General features: G+C 64.7%; 12 protein-coding genes. 5 read left to right on the forward strand and 7 right to left on the reverse strand.

Annotated features, from left to right (window positions below; genetic code table 11):
• Positions 1 to 176 precede the first annotated feature (176 nt).
• The 5 genes from HLH34_RS02345 to HLH34_RS02365 all read left to right on the forward strand — a co-directional run bounded on the left by HLH34_RS02345 (position 177) and on the right by HLH34_RS02365 (position 5,855).
• A complete protein-coding gene (locus tag HLH34_RS02345; RefSeq protein WP_183118009.1) occupies positions 177 to 1,289 on the forward strand; it encodes a sugar ABC transporter substrate-binding protein in 1,113 nt (370 codons plus the stop codon).
• Positions 1,290 to 1,419: 130 nt separating this feature from the next.
• Positions 1,420 to 2,340: an ABC transporter permease gene (locus HLH34_RS02350; RefSeq protein WP_204738392.1), complete on the forward strand. Its 921-nt coding sequence runs from the start codon at positions 1,420 to 1,422 to the stop codon at positions 2,338 to 2,340.
• Between the two features lie 6 nt (positions 2,341 to 2,346).
• Positions 2,347 to 3,852 (forward strand): sugar ABC transporter ATP-binding protein, encoded by a 1,506-nt coding sequence (locus HLH34_RS02355; protein WP_183118011.1) that lies wholly within the window; start codon positions 2,347 to 2,349, stop codon positions 3,850 to 3,852.
• A 26-nt stretch (positions 3,853 to 3,878) separates the two neighbouring features.
• Positions 3,879 to 4,805: an ABC transporter permease gene (locus HLH34_RS02360; protein WP_220792010.1), complete on the forward strand. Its 927-nt coding sequence runs from the start codon at positions 3,879 to 3,881 to the stop codon at positions 4,803 to 4,805.
• Positions 4,806 to 4,832: 27 nt separating this feature from the next.
• Positions 4,833 to 5,855: a zinc-dependent alcohol dehydrogenase gene (locus HLH34_RS02365; protein ID WP_220792011.1), complete on the forward strand. Its 1,023-nt coding sequence runs from the start codon at positions 4,833 to 4,835 to the stop codon at positions 5,853 to 5,855.
• 195 nt (positions 5,856 to 6,050) lie between these two features.
• On the opposite strand, the gene HLH34_RS02370 is transcribed toward HLH34_RS02365, so the two are convergent.
• From HLH34_RS02370 to HLH34_RS02400, 7 genes are all read right to left on the reverse strand, one after another.
• Positions 6,051 to 7,412: an MFS transporter gene (locus tag HLH34_RS02370; RefSeq protein ID WP_183118014.1), complete on the reverse strand. Its 1,362-nt coding sequence runs from the start codon at positions 7,410 to 7,412 to the stop codon at positions 6,051 to 6,053.
• Positions 7,413 to 7,758: 346 nt separating this feature from the next.
• Positions 7,759 to 9,417 (reverse strand): urocanate hydratase, encoded by a 1,659-nt coding sequence (locus HLH34_RS02375; protein ID WP_183118015.1) that lies wholly within the window; start codon positions 9,415 to 9,417, stop codon positions 7,759 to 7,761.
• Between the two features lie 3 nt (positions 9,418 to 9,420).
• A complete protein-coding gene (locus HLH34_RS02380; RefSeq protein ID WP_183118016.1) occupies positions 9,421 to 10,527 on the reverse strand; it encodes a DUF917 domain-containing protein in 1,107 nt (368 codons plus the stop codon).
• A gap of 31 nt (positions 10,528 to 10,558) precedes the next feature.
• Positions 10,559 to 11,812 carry a Zn-dependent hydrolase gene (locus HLH34_RS02385; protein ID WP_183118017.1) on the reverse strand — a complete coding sequence of 418 codons (1,254 nt, stop codon included), beginning with the start codon at positions 11,810 to 11,812 and terminating at the stop codon, positions 10,559 to 10,561.
• The gene (locus HLH34_RS02390; RefSeq protein WP_183118018.1) at positions 11,809 to 13,173 is read right to left on the reverse strand and encodes a dihydroorotase; all 1,365 of its coding nucleotides are present in this window, start codon (positions 13,171 to 13,173) and stop codon (positions 11,809 to 11,811) included. The genes HLH34_RS02385 and HLH34_RS02390 overlap by 4 nt, the downstream gene beginning before the upstream one ends.
• Positions 13,166 to 14,704, reverse strand: coding sequence for an aromatic amino acid lyase (locus tag HLH34_RS02395; RefSeq protein ID WP_183118019.1), 1,539 nt, complete (start codon positions 14,702 to 14,704; stop codon positions 13,166 to 13,168). Before HLH34_RS02395 ends, HLH34_RS02390 begins: the two co-directional genes overlap by 8 nt.
• Entirely contained in the window at positions 14,701 to 16,026 is a 1,326-nt protein-coding gene (locus HLH34_RS02400; RefSeq protein WP_183118020.1) for an MFS transporter, read from the reverse strand. The genes HLH34_RS02395 and HLH34_RS02400 overlap by 4 nt, the downstream gene beginning before the upstream one ends.
• Between the last annotated feature and the right edge of the window lie 52 nt (positions 16,027 to 16,078).

Genomic DNA, 16,078 nt, shown 5'->3' on the forward strand with positions numbered 1-16,078 from the left:
CGTGTCTGGATACTCCGTGATTGGAGCGTGCAACAGGCGCATTCACGCGGGTGTGTGACCAAGACAATTGACCAGCCAGTGAGGCGTATGTAACCATCTGGAGAAATAAAAAGAGCGCCGGGTAGCGCGGACCACATGGGTCCCTCCACCCACAAAGAAGCGCCCTGGAGACAGACATGTCGTTCATAAAAAATTATATCGAGCAACAGATGCTCAACCGCCGCAAGCTGCTGCTTCTTTCGGCCTATGGGCTGTGCGGCGCGGCTTTCGGGGCCTCGGTGCGGCCGGGGCGCGCGGCACCGGCGTCGCGTGACATCAAGGTGGCGTGGAGTTACCGCGACCGGACGAACCCTTACTGGAACGGTATCGTCTCGGGCGGGGAGGCTTTTGTTGAAAGCCTTGGATGGTCCAGTGGCGACCTGATCAATCTGATCAATGGAGGATCCAGCGAGAAGTCGCTTTCGGACGTCAAGTCGCTTCTCTCACGCTATGGAAACAAGACTGCCCTGGCGATCGATCCCAATGACATGCCGAATTGCCGCCCGGTGGTCGAAGCGGTGAGTCAGGCGGGGGCCTATGTTTCGACCATCTGGAACAAGACCGACGACCTGCACCCATGGGATTTCGGCGATAATTACGTGTCGCATATGACATGGTCCGACGTCCAGCCGTCCGAGCAGACCGCCCGGGTCCTGTTCGACGCCATGGGGGGGAAAGGCGGAGTCGTTCACCTTGGTGGTATCGCCTCCAACAATCCGGCCATCGAACGTCTGAAGGGCCTTAAGAACGCGCTGAAGTCCTATCCGAATATCGAACTTCTGGCGGTGCAGGCGGCGGATTGGGATACGCAGAAGGCGAACCAGGTGATGTCCGGGTTCCTGACGCGCTACGGCGACGCGATCAAGGGCGTGCACTGCGCGAGCGACACCATGGCGTATGGTGTGATCGAGGCGCTGCGGGCGGAGGGCACCGAGAATATTCCGGTCGTATCCTACGACGGAAATGCCCAGGCGGTACAGATGGTGGCGCAGGGAAAGCTTTTGGCGACCGTTTTCACGAATCCGCATTGGGCTGGAGGTATTACGGCGTCGCTGGCCTATCACGCGGCGATTGGCAGTTTCAAGCCGTCGAAGGAACCGAAGGAACATCGGGAATTTTACGGGCCGGCCATGGTGGTCACCACCAAGGACGCGAAGGATTTCAAGGCCAAATACATTGATTCCAATCCGCAATATAATTGGAACGATTTCTGGGCCCTGGCGAAGGGTCCGATCCAATACGATACATAATTCTATTTTTGACGATTTATATTTAAAATTTTCCGCCGGAAGTTTTTTCACGTCCTTTGATGACGTGTGGAAAACGAGGAAAGACATGGTTCCTCATATTTCAGCCGAGACCATCAGGCGATGGGTCCCGTTGTTTGTTCTTCTTGGGCTCGTCTTGTTCTTTACCGCGCTGAACCCCCACTTCTTTTCGGTGCGCAACTTCGCACGCATCGCGATCTCGGCGACGCCGGCCTTGATGGTGGCGGTCGGGGTGACGTTCGTCATCCTGATGGGGTCCATCGATCTTTCGATGGAAGGCACGATCGCGGTCGCGGCCGTGATGTTCGCGCTGATCCTGAACAGGCTGGGCGGTTCGGTCGTGGGGGTGGGGGGCCTTGCCATTCCAGGCGCCCTGGTGGTGGGTGCGGCACTCGGCGCAATCAACGGACTGATCCACGTCAAGCTGAAGATTCCATCGTTCATGGCCAGCCTGTCGCTGGGATTCGTCGGCGTCGGCCTTTCGCTGCTGATCACGGGTGGTGATCGCATCCTCATCGATGATCCGGTGTTCCGTTCGCTGCTGACCGTGCGATTTGGCGGCTTTCCGCTGATGACCTACGTCGCGCTGTTCTGCCTTGTGGTGGCGTGGTTCATCCAGGCCAATACGACGATCGGCCGCAATTTCTATGCCATTGGGGGAGGGGAGGAACTGGCCCGCGGGTCGGGGTTGAATGTCGGGCGGCTTCGCATCATTGCGTTCGTCATCGCGGGGGTTTTCTATGCCCTGGGCGCGATTCTGGCCGTGGCGCGCCTGGGCATCGCCGAGACCGAGACGGGGCGGAACTTCATGTTCGTCTCCATCACTTCGGTCGTGGTGGGCGGCACGGCCCTGGCCGGCGGCTCGGGCGGCGTGTGGAACACGCTGATCGGCGTGCTGATCGTGAATGTCATCGGCAATGGAATGGTCGTGATCGGCCTGCCCGATTATTTCCAGGACGGCATGCTCGGGCTGCTGGTGATCTCCGCCGTCTATCTGTCGATGGACCGTCGTGCGTTCTCTTTCGTGAAGTAGGGCGTCATGTTTGAGCTGAAGAACGTCGAAAAGCGTTACCCGGGCGTACATGTCCTCAAAGGCGTCGATTTTCATATCAACGATGGTGAAATCGTCGGTTTGGTCGGCGAGAACGGCGCCGGCAAATCGACGCTCATGAAAATCATCTATGGCGCGGTCCAGCCCGATGCCGGCACCGTCCTGATCGACGGCAAACCGGTACATTTCCGTCATCCCCGCGACGCCATGCGGGCGGGGATCGGGATGGTGTATCAGGAGCAGTCCCTGATCCCGAACCTGACCGTCATGGAAAACATCTTCCTGGGGTTCGAGGCACCGTTCGTTCGCATGGGTGCCATCAACTGGCGGAAGATGGCAAAGGCCGCGCGCCACCAGTTGGGCAAGGTGAAGCTGGATATCGATCCCGCGACCATCACATCGCGACTGACGTTCGCGCAGCGCCAGCTGGTGGAACTGGCCAAGGTGCTGGCCCTGGAAGAGCGCGTGGAGGGCAAGCTGGTCATTCTGCTGGACGAGCCGACATCCGTCCTGTCGCGAAAGGAGATCGATCTTCTGTTCGATGTGGTCAGGGAATTGCGCCGGCGCGCGTCGTTTATCTTCGTTTCGCATCGGCTGGACGAGATCCTGACGCTGTCCGACCGCGTTTATGTTCTGAAGGATGGCGTCATCGTCGACGTCGTCAACGGCAAGGAGGCACGGGTCGAATCCATCCAGAAGAAGATGGTCGGGCGCGATATCAACGAAGAATATTATCGCGAAGATCGTCAGCTCGACTACCGGGACGACAAAATTCTGCTGGAACTCGATCGCGTCGTCTGCAAGGGGCGGCCGCACGAGATTTCGTTCAAGCTGCATGCGGGCGAGGTGCTGGCGCTGGTCGGTGTCGAAGGCGCCGGACGCGAAAAGATCCTGCGGTCTATTTTCGGGATGACCAGGCCCGAAAAAGGCAGCATCCGCGTCGAGGGCGAGCCGATGCGCGCATTCAGCGTATCGAACAGCGTCGCCCACGGCGTCGGCTATATTCCGCGCGAGCGCAAGATCGAAGGCATCGCCGGCGGGATGAACGTCTACGAAAACATGACCCTGTCGCAGCTGAAGGATTATTCGACGGGCGGCGTTCTCAAGCTGGGCGCGGAGCATGAACTTGCCCGCGACTGGATCAGAAAACTGTCCATCAAGGTGCCATCCGAGAACGCCGATTGCGGAAACCTTTCCGGCGGCAATCAGCAGAAAGTCGTCCTGGCCAAATGGCGAAGTAGTGGCTCCAGGATCATCATGCTCGACCATCCGACACGGGGCCTCGATATCGGCGCGAAGGAAGACGTCTACGACATGGTGCGCGAGATGTCGGAGAAGGGGGTGGGCGTCATTCTGATCGCGGATACTCTGGAAGAGGCGATTGGCCTCAGTCACACGATCGCTGTCGTCAAGGACGGGGAAATCAAACAATGGTTCAATTGTCAGCCCGGCTCAAAACCTTCTCCTTACGACCTCATTCGCTACATGGTCTGACAGGAAACGTAACGTTCACGGAGCGGATGCGCCGCCATTTTCCATGGATGACATTGCTGGCCGCCCTGCTTGTGGTCGGGATTACGGACATACGTTTCCTTCTGCCGGAAAACCTTGTCGGTCTGGCGTCGGATATCGTGCCCCTGTTCATCATGGCCGAGGGCATGACGCTGGTGATCTATATCGGCGGCATCGACCTGTCTTCCCAGTCGGTTGCCAATATGGCGACCGTTCTGACGACGCTGGAACTCCCGGTTCTGGGTGCCGGTTCGGGCGCGGTGGTGGCGCTTGCGGGGCTTGCGTTCGGCGCGGCTTCGGGGACGGTGACCACGCGCTGGAAGGTGCCCTCCTTCATCTCGACGCTGGCGGTTGGCGGTATTGCGCTGTCCGTGGCCCAGTTTGCGTCCGGCCAGCAGGCGCTGCACATGGATGCCGAGATGCGCCGTCATGCCTTCGGCTGGATGCTGGGCCGTACCGCGGGCGTGCCGCACGAACTGCTGATCGCGCTGGCCCTGGGTGCTATTGCCTGGTTCGTCCAGACGCGGATGACGGCGGGGCGGATTTTCAAGGCGATCGGAACGGCCGAGCCTGTGGCTGTCGCGTCGGGCGTCAGCGTGGGCCGCTACAAGATTCTGGCCTTCGCCCTGTCCGGCATGTTCGCGGCGATCGCCGGCGTGATGTTCTCGGTCAGGCTTTCCGGTGGATCGCCGACCCTGGCGGAGGGGTTCCTCCTGCCGGCGATCGTCGCCGTCCTGGTGGGCGGCACGCCGCTGACAGGGGGTGTTGGCGGGGTTCTGAACACGCTGATCGGCGCGTTGATCGTGGCGGTGGTGCGGGCTAGCATGCTCTACCTGAACATCCCGGCAACGGGTCAGCAGATTTTCTTCGGCTTTGTGCTGATCACCGCCATCGCGACTACGATCGACCGGTCGAAAATGCGCGTCGTCAAATAAAGGATGACGGAGGAAAAAATGGAAACGATGCGTGCCGCCGTTCTGGTCGCCCCCCATACGTTCGAACTCAGGGATGTACCGCTTCCTCAGGTCGGTGTCGACGATGTGCTTGTGAAAGTGGACCGGTGCGGCATCTGCGGCACCGACCTGCATATTTTCGAGGGAAATTACGCCGCCGACCGACTGCCGCTGATCCCCGGTCACGAGTTCACCGGGACGATCGCGCGCATGGGCGAGCATGTCGGCGGCTTGCGGGTGAGGCAACGGGTGGTCGCGGACATCAATGTCGGATGTGGTCACTGCTTTTATTGCCGCCGCAATGAGGTTCTCAATTGCAGCGCGGCATCGCAGATCGGCATTCACCGCAATGGCGCGTTCGCCGAATATGTTTCGGTCCCGGCCCGACAGATCGTCGAGGCACCGACCGACGTAGCCGCCGAGGTCCTGGCCCTTACCGAACCCGTGTCGTGTGTCGTGCGCGCCGCCCGCAAGATGCGGGCGAGTTTCGGGCAGTCCGTCGTGGTGCTCGGGGCCGGGCCGATCGGCAATCTGCACGTCCAGATGATGCGGTTGATCGGAGCCGCGCCGATCATTGTCGTCGAACTGTCGCCCGAGCGTGCGAAACTGGCGGCGGAGGTCGGGGCCGATGTGGTGGTGACCGATCCGGATCGGGCGCAGAAGATCGTGCGGGCACACACCGGTGGACGCGGCGCGGATATCGTCATCGAGAGTGTCGGCGTGCCCGCGCTGTACGCCAGGGCGTTCGAACTGATCCGGCCGGGCGGTCATGTGGCGGCGTTCGGCATTACCGGTCCGGGGGCCACCGTGTCCGTGGGGATCTGCGACATGATTCTGAAGGAAACGTCGATGGGCGGATCTGTGGCCGGCATGGGAGAGGACGTCCACGACGCGCTGACGCTGCTTGTGCATGATCGGTTTCATGTCACGCCATTCGTCAGCAACGTCGTGCCCCTGACGGACATCCAAAATGCATTCGCCACGATCAAGGCGCGTCCGGACGTACTCAAGGTCCAGGTCGCACCGGGGTAGCAACGCAGCAGAGTCCGCGCCCCAGGGCCACCGGCCTGGGAAACCGATCTGTTGATTTACGATCGGGGTCCAGGGCCTCAGGCCCTGGTGGGTTCGGGCAAGGCCCGATCTGTCCTTGCCAAATGTGTCATTGATTTCCCCGCTATCGGGGCGCCGGAAAACCGGCGCGGCTCAGAATTGCCGCGCCGTCTGTCCTTACGTCCTCGCCGGGCTTTTAATCCATGGGCACCCGGCTGCCGGCTCCTGCCCACGTTTTTGAAAAGAATTCTTTCCCGTTCCCGCCGAAACAGTTTTCGCAACCGGGGGGTCACGGGTCAGAATCTGTATGATGCACCAGGCCGTCAGATAAGCACTGCCACACACGACGAACAGGATATTGTAACCTGCGGTGATCCGGTCCAGATGTCGGTAATGGTCGAGCAGAACACCGACCCCAAGCGGAAACAGCATTCCGCCAATAGATCCCGCCATGCCGCCAATGCCCTGAACCGAGGCAATGATCTCCTTCGGAAAATGATCGGCCGGCAGGGAATAAATATTCACCGACCAACCCTGATGCGCCGCCGCTGCCAGACTTAACAGCGCGATCATCAGCCACATGGCATCGACATGTGCGGAAAATGCCAGAGGAACCACCAGCGCTGCCATCAGCAGCATGACCGCCCGCCGGGCATGTGCCACCTTCCAGCCTTTGCTGACCAGAAAGGACGACAACCAGCCCCCGCCGACGCTGCCCACTGAGGTCGACAGATAAACGGCCATCAGCGGCAGCCCGAGATGCTGCAGATTGAGGTGGTACCGATCGGAAAAATAGGACGGCAGCCAGAACAGAATGAAGAACCAGATCGGGTCCGTCATGAACTTTCCGATCGCAAACGCCCACGTCACCTTCATCTTGAGAAGATCGATCCAGCGCCCCTCAAACTCCGGCGTCGTGTCCGACTGCGTATCCTGGCGAATATAACGCAGTTCGTCAGCCGAAAGAGACGCCTTCTCTTCGGGAATGCGATAGCTGTAAAGCCAGACCGCCAGCCAGATGAACCCGGACAGGCCGGTGATGATGAACGTCGCCTGCCAGCCCCAGGTCACCGCCAGCCAGGGCACGGTCGCCGGCGCCATGATCGCCCCGATGCTGGTCCCGGCCGTTACGATGCCCACCGCCAGAGCCCGTTCCCGCGATGGAAACCATTCCGAAACGGCCTTCAGCGCCGAAGGAAAGTTGCCGGATTCACCAAACCCCAGAAGTCCGCGCATAGCCGCGAAGCTGACCGTCCCGCTCACGAAGGCATGCCCAATCGACGCGATGCTCCACACGGTCATGCATACGGCATAGCCGAGACGCGTCCCGACCTTGTCAATCAGCTTGCCAAAGGAAACGAACCCGACCACGTAACAGGCCTGAAAGACAATCACCAGGTAGCTGTAATCCCTTTCGGTCCAGCTGAATTTTGCTTCCAGAAGCGGCTTCAGAAGGCTGAGAACCTGACGATCCACATAGTTGATGGTCGTGGCGGCAAAAAGAAGACTGCAGATAAGCCAGCGTTGCTTTGCAACCATAACGTCCTCCGATTTTTTTTGTTTTCTGGAGACGCAACGACAATAAAAATGGACACAATCAGACATTCACCCCCATGTCACCTCGAAAGCGCGTCATGGGCATGGAAATATTTTTCATTCTTTGTTTTTGAATATGAAACTTTTTGAAAGTGGTCTGCGTGTAGGACAGCCCTGCCGGGAAGGTTCAGAACGACGGCAGTCGGTTGCCGGACCGGCTATCCTTCAATTCCCACAGCCGACCGATGGGGTGGCGGTCGGACGCGAAGACGAAGCGTGCCTGAATCGAGAGGTTCCGGCTGACATCCCCTGGACCCGCGCCGGATCCAGGGGAGCGCGATCGGGCCTTCTATCCGCCGTGACCGGCAAGGTTGATATACGGGATGCGGGACCTCTCGATTTCCTCGACGGCTTCCCCATAGCCGGCGTCGGCATAACGCATCACGCCAAGGCTGGTATCGTTCGTCAACGTCAGGCGCAGGCGTTCATCCGCTTCCGACGAGCCGTCGGCGATCGTCGTGACCCCGGCGCTGGTCATATAGCCGGCATAGCCGCCGCCGCCCGAGTGGATGGCGACCAGATCGGCCTGGGACGAACAGGCCAGCATGGCGTTGAGCAGCGGCCAGTCGGCGATGGCGTCCGACCCGTCCTTCAGATTCTCGGTCATGATGTTGGGGTGGGCCATGGCGCCGGCATCCAGATGGTCGCGGGTGAAGGCGACGGGGCCGGACAGAATCCCCTCGCGCACCATCCGGTTGACGTCCAGCCCTACCTTCGTCCGATCGCCATGCCCCAGCCAGGCGATGCGGGCGGGCATGCCCTCGATCGGGATATGTTGGCGTGCCAGCGTGATCCAGTTCACGACCGATGGATTGTCGGCGAACGTCTTCAGCAGGTATTCGTCGATCCGGCGCAGGTCGCGTTCGTCGTTGGACAGCGCGATCCAGCGGAATGGGCCGATACCGCGCGCGAACAGCGGGCGCAGATAGGCCTCGGTGAAGATCGGGATATCGAACGCATGCTCGATACCGGCCGTCTTGGCCTGGGTACGGATCAGGTTGCCGTTGTCGAATACGACCGATCCAGCGGCCCGGAAATCGAGCATCGCCTGCACATGGCGCGCGATCGAGGCCAGCGAGAGCCGGGACAGGGCCTCGGGGTCGCTCTGGCGCAGCGCCTTCACCTCGCCCAGGGACAGGCCAGTCGGCACGTAGCCATAGATCAGGTCATGGGCCGAGGTCTGGTCGGTGACGATGTCAGGGACGATACCCCGCGCCAGAATCTCGGGGAAGATGTCGGCCGCGTTGCCGCACAGGCCGATGGAGCTGGCGTTGCCGGCCGCGCGTGCGGCCTCGACCAGGCGCATGGCATCGTCCAGTGACGTGGCGTGATGCTGCAGGTAGCCGCTGTCGATGCGCCGGGCGATGCGGGCTTCATCCACTTCGACGCACAGGATGATGGCGCCGGCCAGCCGCCCGGCCAGGGGCTGGGCGCCACCCATGCCGCCCAGCCCGGAAGTCAGGATCAGACGACCGGTCAGGTCCCCGTCGAAATGCCGTTCAGCGATGCGGCGGAAGATCTCGTACGTGCCCTGGATGACGCCTTGCGAGCCGATATACTGCCAGTCGCCCGCCGTCAGCCCGCCCCAGCAGATCAGCCCCTTCTTTTCCAGCCGATAGAATTCCTCGGCCTTCGCCCACTGTCCGACCATGTTGCAATTGGCCATGATGACGACGGGCGCGCGTTCGTGCGTCTTCACCACGCCGATCGGCTTGCCCGACTGGACGATCAGCGTCTCGTCATCACCCATGGTGGTCAGGGCGTGGACGATGGCGTCATGGGACGGCCAGTCCCGGGCGGCCTTGCCCAGCGCGGCATAGACCACGAGATTGGCGGGATCCTCGCCGACCGAGAGGACGTTTTCCAGCAGGCGCAGCAGCCCTTCCTGCCGCCAGCCGCGACATCGCAGGTTGCTGCCCGAGGTGACGCCGAACCGTTGCTTCGTCATGGCTTAGCCTTTGTCGTTGATGCCGGCGAGGGCGTAGCTGGTCAGGTCAATGCCCAGGGCCCGTTCGACCGGCGGATAGACCGCCGGGTCGAGCACGCTGGAGGACAGCGGGAATTTGGTCTTCTCCACGTGCAGGACAAGGATTTCCATGCCCTCGACGATCTCGCCGACGCTGAGCGGATGGCCTTCGGTCGACAGCGTCGTGATGATGTCCGGGAACGAGGCGATCCGCGTCCCGCCCGCATCATCCACGGCCATGTATTCGTTCATCACATGCAGGGTCACGGCCCTGTCGCCGGTATCGACGGTGATGGTGCCGACATCGAAGGCTTCCGGCGTGTAGACCACCGATTTCCGCGAGACCTTTCCTTGCGCGATGATGGCGCCGTCCAATTCGCGGGCGATGGTGTCGATGACGGCGCTGCCCCCTTTCGGCCCGGCGGCGAGGACGGCCTCGCCCAGCGCAAGGGCCCGCGAGATCCCGCCCCAGGCGGCGTGCCGCTTGACGTAGGCGGCAGGCAGGGGATTGCGGCAGGAGGCGATGAACCCCCCGGACATGTCGGACGCGGTGCGCAGGATCGGCGAGACGCGCGCGGTCGCCCCCTTGGCGACGACTTCGAGATAGGCGCCTTTCGCGCGGTTGCCGCCCACGACGGCCTGGATCATGGTCTCGGGCGAGCCCGCCATGCCGATCGAACCCATGTCGCCTGTGGGGTGCGCGCGCATGTCGCCGACCGCGTCGATCACCTTGGTGCCCAGGATGGCGCCCGGCAGCCAGGCATTCAGCGTGCTCGACTTGCCGTTCTGGCCGATCATCAGCCCATGGATCGGGCGGCCCAGTTCCTTTTCCACCAGGCGGACGGCATTGACGTAATCGACGCCCAGCATCTGCCAGTCGGTCGTGCTGGCGGGCGCGCCGATCGCGGCGGCGGTGGCGATAATCGCGTCGTCGGCGATCTCCTCGGCGCCGACAAGCTCGGGCTGGCCCGCATTGACCGCCGCCGTGCCCAGCATGCGGCCATGCTCGACCCATCCCCCGCCGCCGCAGGCGAAGATGGAGCCGCCCGCGATGGCGGCCTCGACATCCTTTTCAATCAGTATCCGGCCCATGACTATTCTTCTTTCCTGTGCGGTTCGAGGTTCAGTCCGTGCGGTCGCGCATCAGCATCGCCTCGGCCAGGACCATGGTCCCGCGGGCGGCGTCTTCCGGCGCGCACCATTCTTCGGGGTCGTGGCTGCGCCCGTCGCGGCAGGGGACGAAGATCATCGCCATCGGCGCCAGACGCGCGACGAAGGCAGCGTCATGTCCCGCGCCGGAGACCATGTGGCGGGCGGTGAAACCCTGTTCCCGCGCCGCCACCGCGACCAGCGCGACCAATGCCGGGTCGCAGGGCGTCGGGTGCGTGTCGGACTGGATGGCGAAGCGGGCAAGCGCCGTATGGCTGGATCGGGCAGCATCCGCGCAGGCGGCGCGGATCGCAGCGATCAGGCCTTCGGCGACAGGGCGTTCGGAGACGCGGATATCGACGACCAGCCGGGCCGAACGCGGGACCACGTTGGAGGCACCGGGGGACAGGTCCAGCACGCCGCAGGTGGCGGTGACATGGCCCGCGCCGCACCGCGCGAGCGCGCTGGCCCGCTCGTGAACGAAACCGACGATCGCGGCGGCGGGAACGGCGGCGTCGCACCGGCGATCCATCGGCGTGGTGCCCGCATGGTCGGCGCGGCCCGAGAAGACGATTTCCAGCCGCGTCACGCCCGCGATGGCGTCCACCACGCCGATCTGCACCTGTTCCTGTTCCAGGACGATGCCCTGCTCGATATGCAGTTCGAAGAAGGCGCGGATATCGGCGCGGCGCGGGGTGTCCAGCCGGGCGGGCACGCCCCCCATACGGGCAATGGCATCGGCCAGACTCTCGCCCCAGGGCGCGCGCAGGGCGCGATGGTCCGCCGACAGCGCGCCGGTCATGGCGCGGCTGCCGATGCAGGACAGGCCGAAATCGCTGGGTTCCTCGGCCAGGAAATCAACGATCTCCAGGTCATGGCGCAGGTCGATCCCCGCATCACGAAAGGCCCGCGCGGCCTCGAGCGCGGCAAGGACACCCAGGATGCCGTCGAAGCGGCCCCCATCGGGCACGGTATCGGAATGCGAACCGCTCATCAGCGTGCCAAGGCCCGGAGATGTGCCCACGCGGCGGCCGATCAGGTTGCCGGCGTCGTCGATGCGGGGCGCCAGTCCGGCCGCGTGAAAACGCGCGGCAAGCCAGTCCCGGCCTTCGAGAAAGCGGGGCGAGAAGGACCGCCGTGTATAGGGACGACCGGGATCGGTCAGGGCGGCCAGGGAATCGATATCGGCCTGAAGCCGCTCGGTCCGGATATGAGTCCCGACGCTCATTGCCGGCCCGAGGGCCGGTCCGGGCAGATGAAGCGGCCTGTTCCAGGTTCGGCCGAAACGCTCTGTCCGTCGAAAATCTGTTGCCCCCGCAGCCAGGTCGCGGCGATGCGCCAGTCGAGCTCACGCCCGGCATAGGGGCTCCAGTCGGCGAAGGCGTGCCCGCTGGCGGTGGGATCGTACTGCCGGCTCTCCCGCCGGGCGATGGTGATGTCCGCGTCCCGTCCGGGAGAAAGACCCCCCTTGCCGGCGGTCAGGCGGAAGAGGCGGGCCGGGTTTTCCGCCAGCAGCCGGGCGGCATTGCTCAGGCACAGGTCGCGGCGCGACAGTTCGGTCAGCAGAAGGGGGTAAAGCACCTCCAGCCCCGGGGCACCGGACGCGTTCTTCAGCATCACCGGGTCGGACTTGCGGGACTGGGACCAGGACACGTGATCGGTCGAGACGATCGTGACGTTGCCGGCGGCCAGGTGCGCCCAGATCCCTTCGACCTCGGCCCGGGGACGGATCGGCGGGTTGATCTTGGCCCGGCCGCCCAGCCGCGCGACATCGTGTTCCTCGTCCAGCACCAGGTAATGGATGCAGGCCTCGACGGTCGTATCGAAGCCCTGGCGGCGGTAGGATTCGCACAGGGCATAGCCGCGCGCGACCGAGCAATGGACGACATGGGCCGAACAGCCGGTTCCGGCCGCGGTCTCGTAGATCTGCGCCATGGCCAGCGTTTCGGCCAGGGCCGGACGCGACAGGCCATGAGCGCGCCAGTCGGTGATGCCCGACCGGATGACGGCGTTGATCCGCGCACGGACCAGCTCGTCATCCTCGTTATGGACGCCCGCGATCAGTCCGGTGCGGGCGACGGCCTCGAAACAGGCGGCCAGCAGGTCGGGCGGAATGCGTGGGAAGCGGACGGGATCCGTGCCGAAGGTCGAGAATTTGAAGCCGCAGGCCCCGGCCCGGGCCATGTCGGGGATGTGAAGGGGACCGTCATCCGGCGCGATCGTGCCCCACAGCGCGAAATCGACGCGAGCCTGTTCGCCGGCCTCGCGCGCCTTCTGCCGCAGTTTGTCCGCCGTGCTGACGAGGAATCCGTCGTCATAGGGCATGTCGGCGATGGTGGTGACCCCGCCCGCGGCGGCGGCGCGCGTGCTCCAGAGGAAATCCTCCTGCCCCTTCTGCGAGCGGGAATGCACCTGCGCGTCGATGGCGCCGGGCAGGATCAGCGCGTCACCGTGATCCTCGACGCGGCGGGCGGCGGGGGCGGTTCCCTGGCCCAGGCGGCTGATGCGGCCGTCATCGACCGCGACCCAGCCCTCCTCCAGCACCGCGCTGGTGGTGACGACGCGTCCCTGGAACAGCAGGTCATGCATGGGCGCTCTCCTGAAACGATGGCGGCGGGGGAAAACGGAATTCGGCCGGCGGGTCGGCGGTGAAACGGGCGGCGAAGCGGTCCAGGACGGCTTCCGTCCGGTGCACGGCATCCGAAACCGCGCCGCTGTCATCCAGAAGCGGCACGTCGCATTGCAGTTCGGTCAGCAGGGTTCCGGGACCGTCCGTGGGCCTGGCGCCGGACAGATGAATGGCCTGGCGGCCGGCCATGGCTTCCAGCGCGATCAGGGGCGAGAGCAACGTCGTCTGCAGGCCCAGCGCCCGGGCGACAGACGGCAGGTAGCTGGCTTCGTCCTCGAAACCGTTGGCGACGGGGATCTGGTAGAGCGAGGCCGGGGTGGATTCACGCAGGATGGCGGTCGTCAGGTCGGCGGCCAGCTTGGTGGCGGCGCCGAAGGCGACCTGCCGCCCGGGATCGAGGGTCAGGTTGCGCGGCAGGCCCGACAGATCCTCGCGGCACAGGGCGAGGATGCGGCCCAGCGCGCTGCGGGCGTAATGGCACAGCGCAATCACCAGCGCCTGGGCGTCCACGGCAAGGGCCAGCGGCAGCGAGGCGCCCGACGTCATCGCCCGCCCGTCCAGCAGGACCGGATTGTCATCCGCATGCGCCAGGCTGTGGGCGAGCGTGGCCTCGACACGATCCAGCGCCACGACCAGCGCGCCCGCGATCTGCGGCATGCAGCGGAAACTCAGCGGATCCTGCAGATTGCGGCGCGGCGTCCAGTCGCCGGGGCGCGTCAGGCCCTGCAGGAAGCGGGCCACGCGGGATTCCGCCTCCATGCCGGTCTGGCGGGCGGTTTCCCACGGAATGCCGAAGGCGCCGAAGCCGGCGGCGCCCAGGACGAACACATGCAGCAGCAGCGGCAGGCGGGCGCGCAGGTCGGCCGTCACCAGCGCCACCCCCGCGACACCCAGCGCGTTGCTGGACAGCACGGACATGACGTCCTTGGGGCCGGGCACCATGGGCCGCAGCCCGGACCGGGCGAGAAGAGTGGCGGCGGGCAGCGGTGTGCCCCCGTCAGGACCGAAGGCCACGCCTTCGCCCAGCAACGACGCGCCGATATGGCTCATCAACCCGACATCCGCGCAGCCGATCGACCCGTATTCGGGGACGGCGGGCGTGATCCCGGCATTGAGCAGGGCCGCCAGCGATTCGGCCAGATGGATGCCGGCACCGGTATGGCCGGTCAGCAGCGTATTAAGACGAGTCGCCATGGCGGCGCGAACCAGTCGCCGCGGCAGCCAGGCACCTGTGCCAAGCAGGTGGGAGCGCAGCAGGCGCAGCGCGTATTTCGGCCGGTCGTCATCCGCGACACCGCTGTCCTTGAAGGCGCCGACCATGCTGGTGGTGCCGTAAATGCCGTCTCCCCGGCCCAACGCCTCGGAAAGTGCGTGTTCGCCCGCACGCATCCGCGCGATGCCGGCCCGTCCCAGCATGACCGGCGCGCCGTCGGCGATGGCGGTCAGACCGGTCAGCGGCAGTGTCGTGCCGGTAAGGGTGATGGGAGTCACGACAGCGTTCCGCCCCTGGTTGCTGGCGCCAGTGTTTCATCCCCGGGCATCCGTACCGATATGCTTTCTGGTGCAGGCGATATAGATTTTTCTGCACGCGACAGCGCATGGCCATGACGGAACGGGGGCGACAGCAATGCCGCCAGGGCGGGAAGGGCTGCCAGCGCCACATACAGCGCGGCGCTGGGCACGCCATGCCAGGCGGTTCCGAGGCTGGCGAGCAGCGCCGGGGCGAAACCACCGAAGACCGACACGGCGGCGTTGTACGAAAGGGCAATGCCCGTCGCCCGGACCGCGGCGGGAAACAGGCCGGCGATGCCGAGGGGCGCCGCACCGACGAACAGGGCCACCAGGCCGCACAGGCCTGCCGCGACCGCGATCATGGCGGCTGTGCCGGGATCGGATTTCAGCACGCCGAGGATCGGCCCGGGCAGGACGATCAGCAGCAGGGTCGCGGCGATGAGCAGACGCCGCACGCCGATCCGGTCCGCCACGGCGCCCGCCGTCAACGAGCCGGCGACGAGGGCGATGTTGCCGGCAAGAGAGGCGACATAACTGGCATGGACGGTGACGCCGCTGAAGCGCTGGGCATAGAGCGGCAGGTAGATGACCAGCGCGTAGGGCGCCGCCCCCCACAGCAGGGACAATCCCAGCGCCGCGGCGAGGCTGCCCCGATGATGGCGGGCCAGGGTGCGCAGGATAGGGGGGCGGGCGGCAGCGGGCGGCTTCGGCGCCGCGTCGTTGCGGCGCAGAACGATGCCGAGCGGGATGATGGCCAGGCCGATGGCGAACGGCACCCGCCAGCCCCAGTGCGCCAGTTGCGCATCGGTCAGCAGGGCGGTCAGGCTGGCCGCGACGGCCGCGCCGAGCATATTGGACAGCCCCATGGTCGCCTGAAGGAACGAGGCGGCGAAACCATGGCGCCCACGGCCGGCACGTTCGACCAGGAAGGCTGCGGCCCCCCCGATCTCGCCGCCCGCCGAGATCCCCTGCAGCAGCCTTGCGAGGCACAGGACGAGAATGGAGACGCGACCCGCCACGGCGTAGGGCGGGTCGAACAGGATCAGGGCGGTGCCGGCCCCCATCAGCAGGCAGGTCAGCATCAGCGCGGTGCCGCGCCCCCGCCGGTCGGCGAACTGCCCCAGAAGCAGGGCGCCGACGGGCCGGGCGACGGCGCCCAGGGCGAAGACCAGCAGGCTCTGGGCCAACTGCGACAGAGGGTCGCCCGGCGGCAGAAGCGCGCGGGCGATATAGGGCGCGAACAGGGCGTAGACCGAAAAATCGTACCATTCGAGCAGATTGCCGATACAGGCGGCAGCCACCTGCGTCTTTCCGGTCCGCTCCCCGGGCGCGCGCGATGTCATGACAGCCCGA

Source organism: Gluconacetobacter azotocaptans (genome assembly GCF_014174355.1).
Classification (GTDB): domain Bacteria; phylum Pseudomonadota; class Alphaproteobacteria; order Acetobacterales; family Acetobacteraceae; genus Gluconacetobacter; species Gluconacetobacter azotocaptans.

Excerpts from the sequence above, each read along its gene's own strand:
- HLH34_RS02360 (WP_220792010.1), top strand. The coding sequence starts at position 3,879 with ATGCGCCGCCATTTTCCATGGATGACATTGCTGGCCGCCCTGCTTGTG.
- HLH34_RS02355 (WP_183118011.1), top strand. The coding sequence starts at position 2,347 with ATGTTTGAGCTGAAGAACGTCGAAAAGCGTTACCCGGGCGTACATGTC.
- HLH34_RS02385 (WP_183118017.1), bottom strand. The coding sequence starts at position 11,812 with ATGAGCGTCGGGACTCATATCCGGACCGAGCGGCTTCAGGCCGATATC.
- HLH34_RS02380 (WP_183118016.1), bottom strand. The coding sequence starts at position 10,527 with ATGGGCCGGATACTGATTGAAAAGGATGTCGAGGCCGCCATCGCGGGC.
- HLH34_RS02345 (WP_183118009.1), top strand. The coding sequence starts at position 177 with ATGTCGTTCATAAAAAATTATATCGAGCAACAGATGCTCAACCGCCGC.
- HLH34_RS02370 (WP_183118014.1), bottom strand. The coding sequence starts at position 7,412 with ATGGTTGCAAAGCAACGCTGGCTTATCTGCAGTCTTCTTTTTGCCGCC.
- HLH34_RS02390 (WP_183118018.1), bottom strand. The coding sequence starts at position 13,173 with ATGCATGACCTGCTGTTCCAGGGACGCGTCGTCACCACCAGCGCGGTG.
- HLH34_RS02375 (WP_183118015.1), bottom strand. The coding sequence starts at position 9,417 with ATGACGAAGCAACGGTTCGGCGTCACCTCGGGCAGCAACCTGCGATGT.
- HLH34_RS02365 (WP_220792011.1), top strand. The coding sequence starts at position 4,833 with ATGCGTGCCGCCGTTCTGGTCGCCCCCCATACGTTCGAACTCAGGGAT.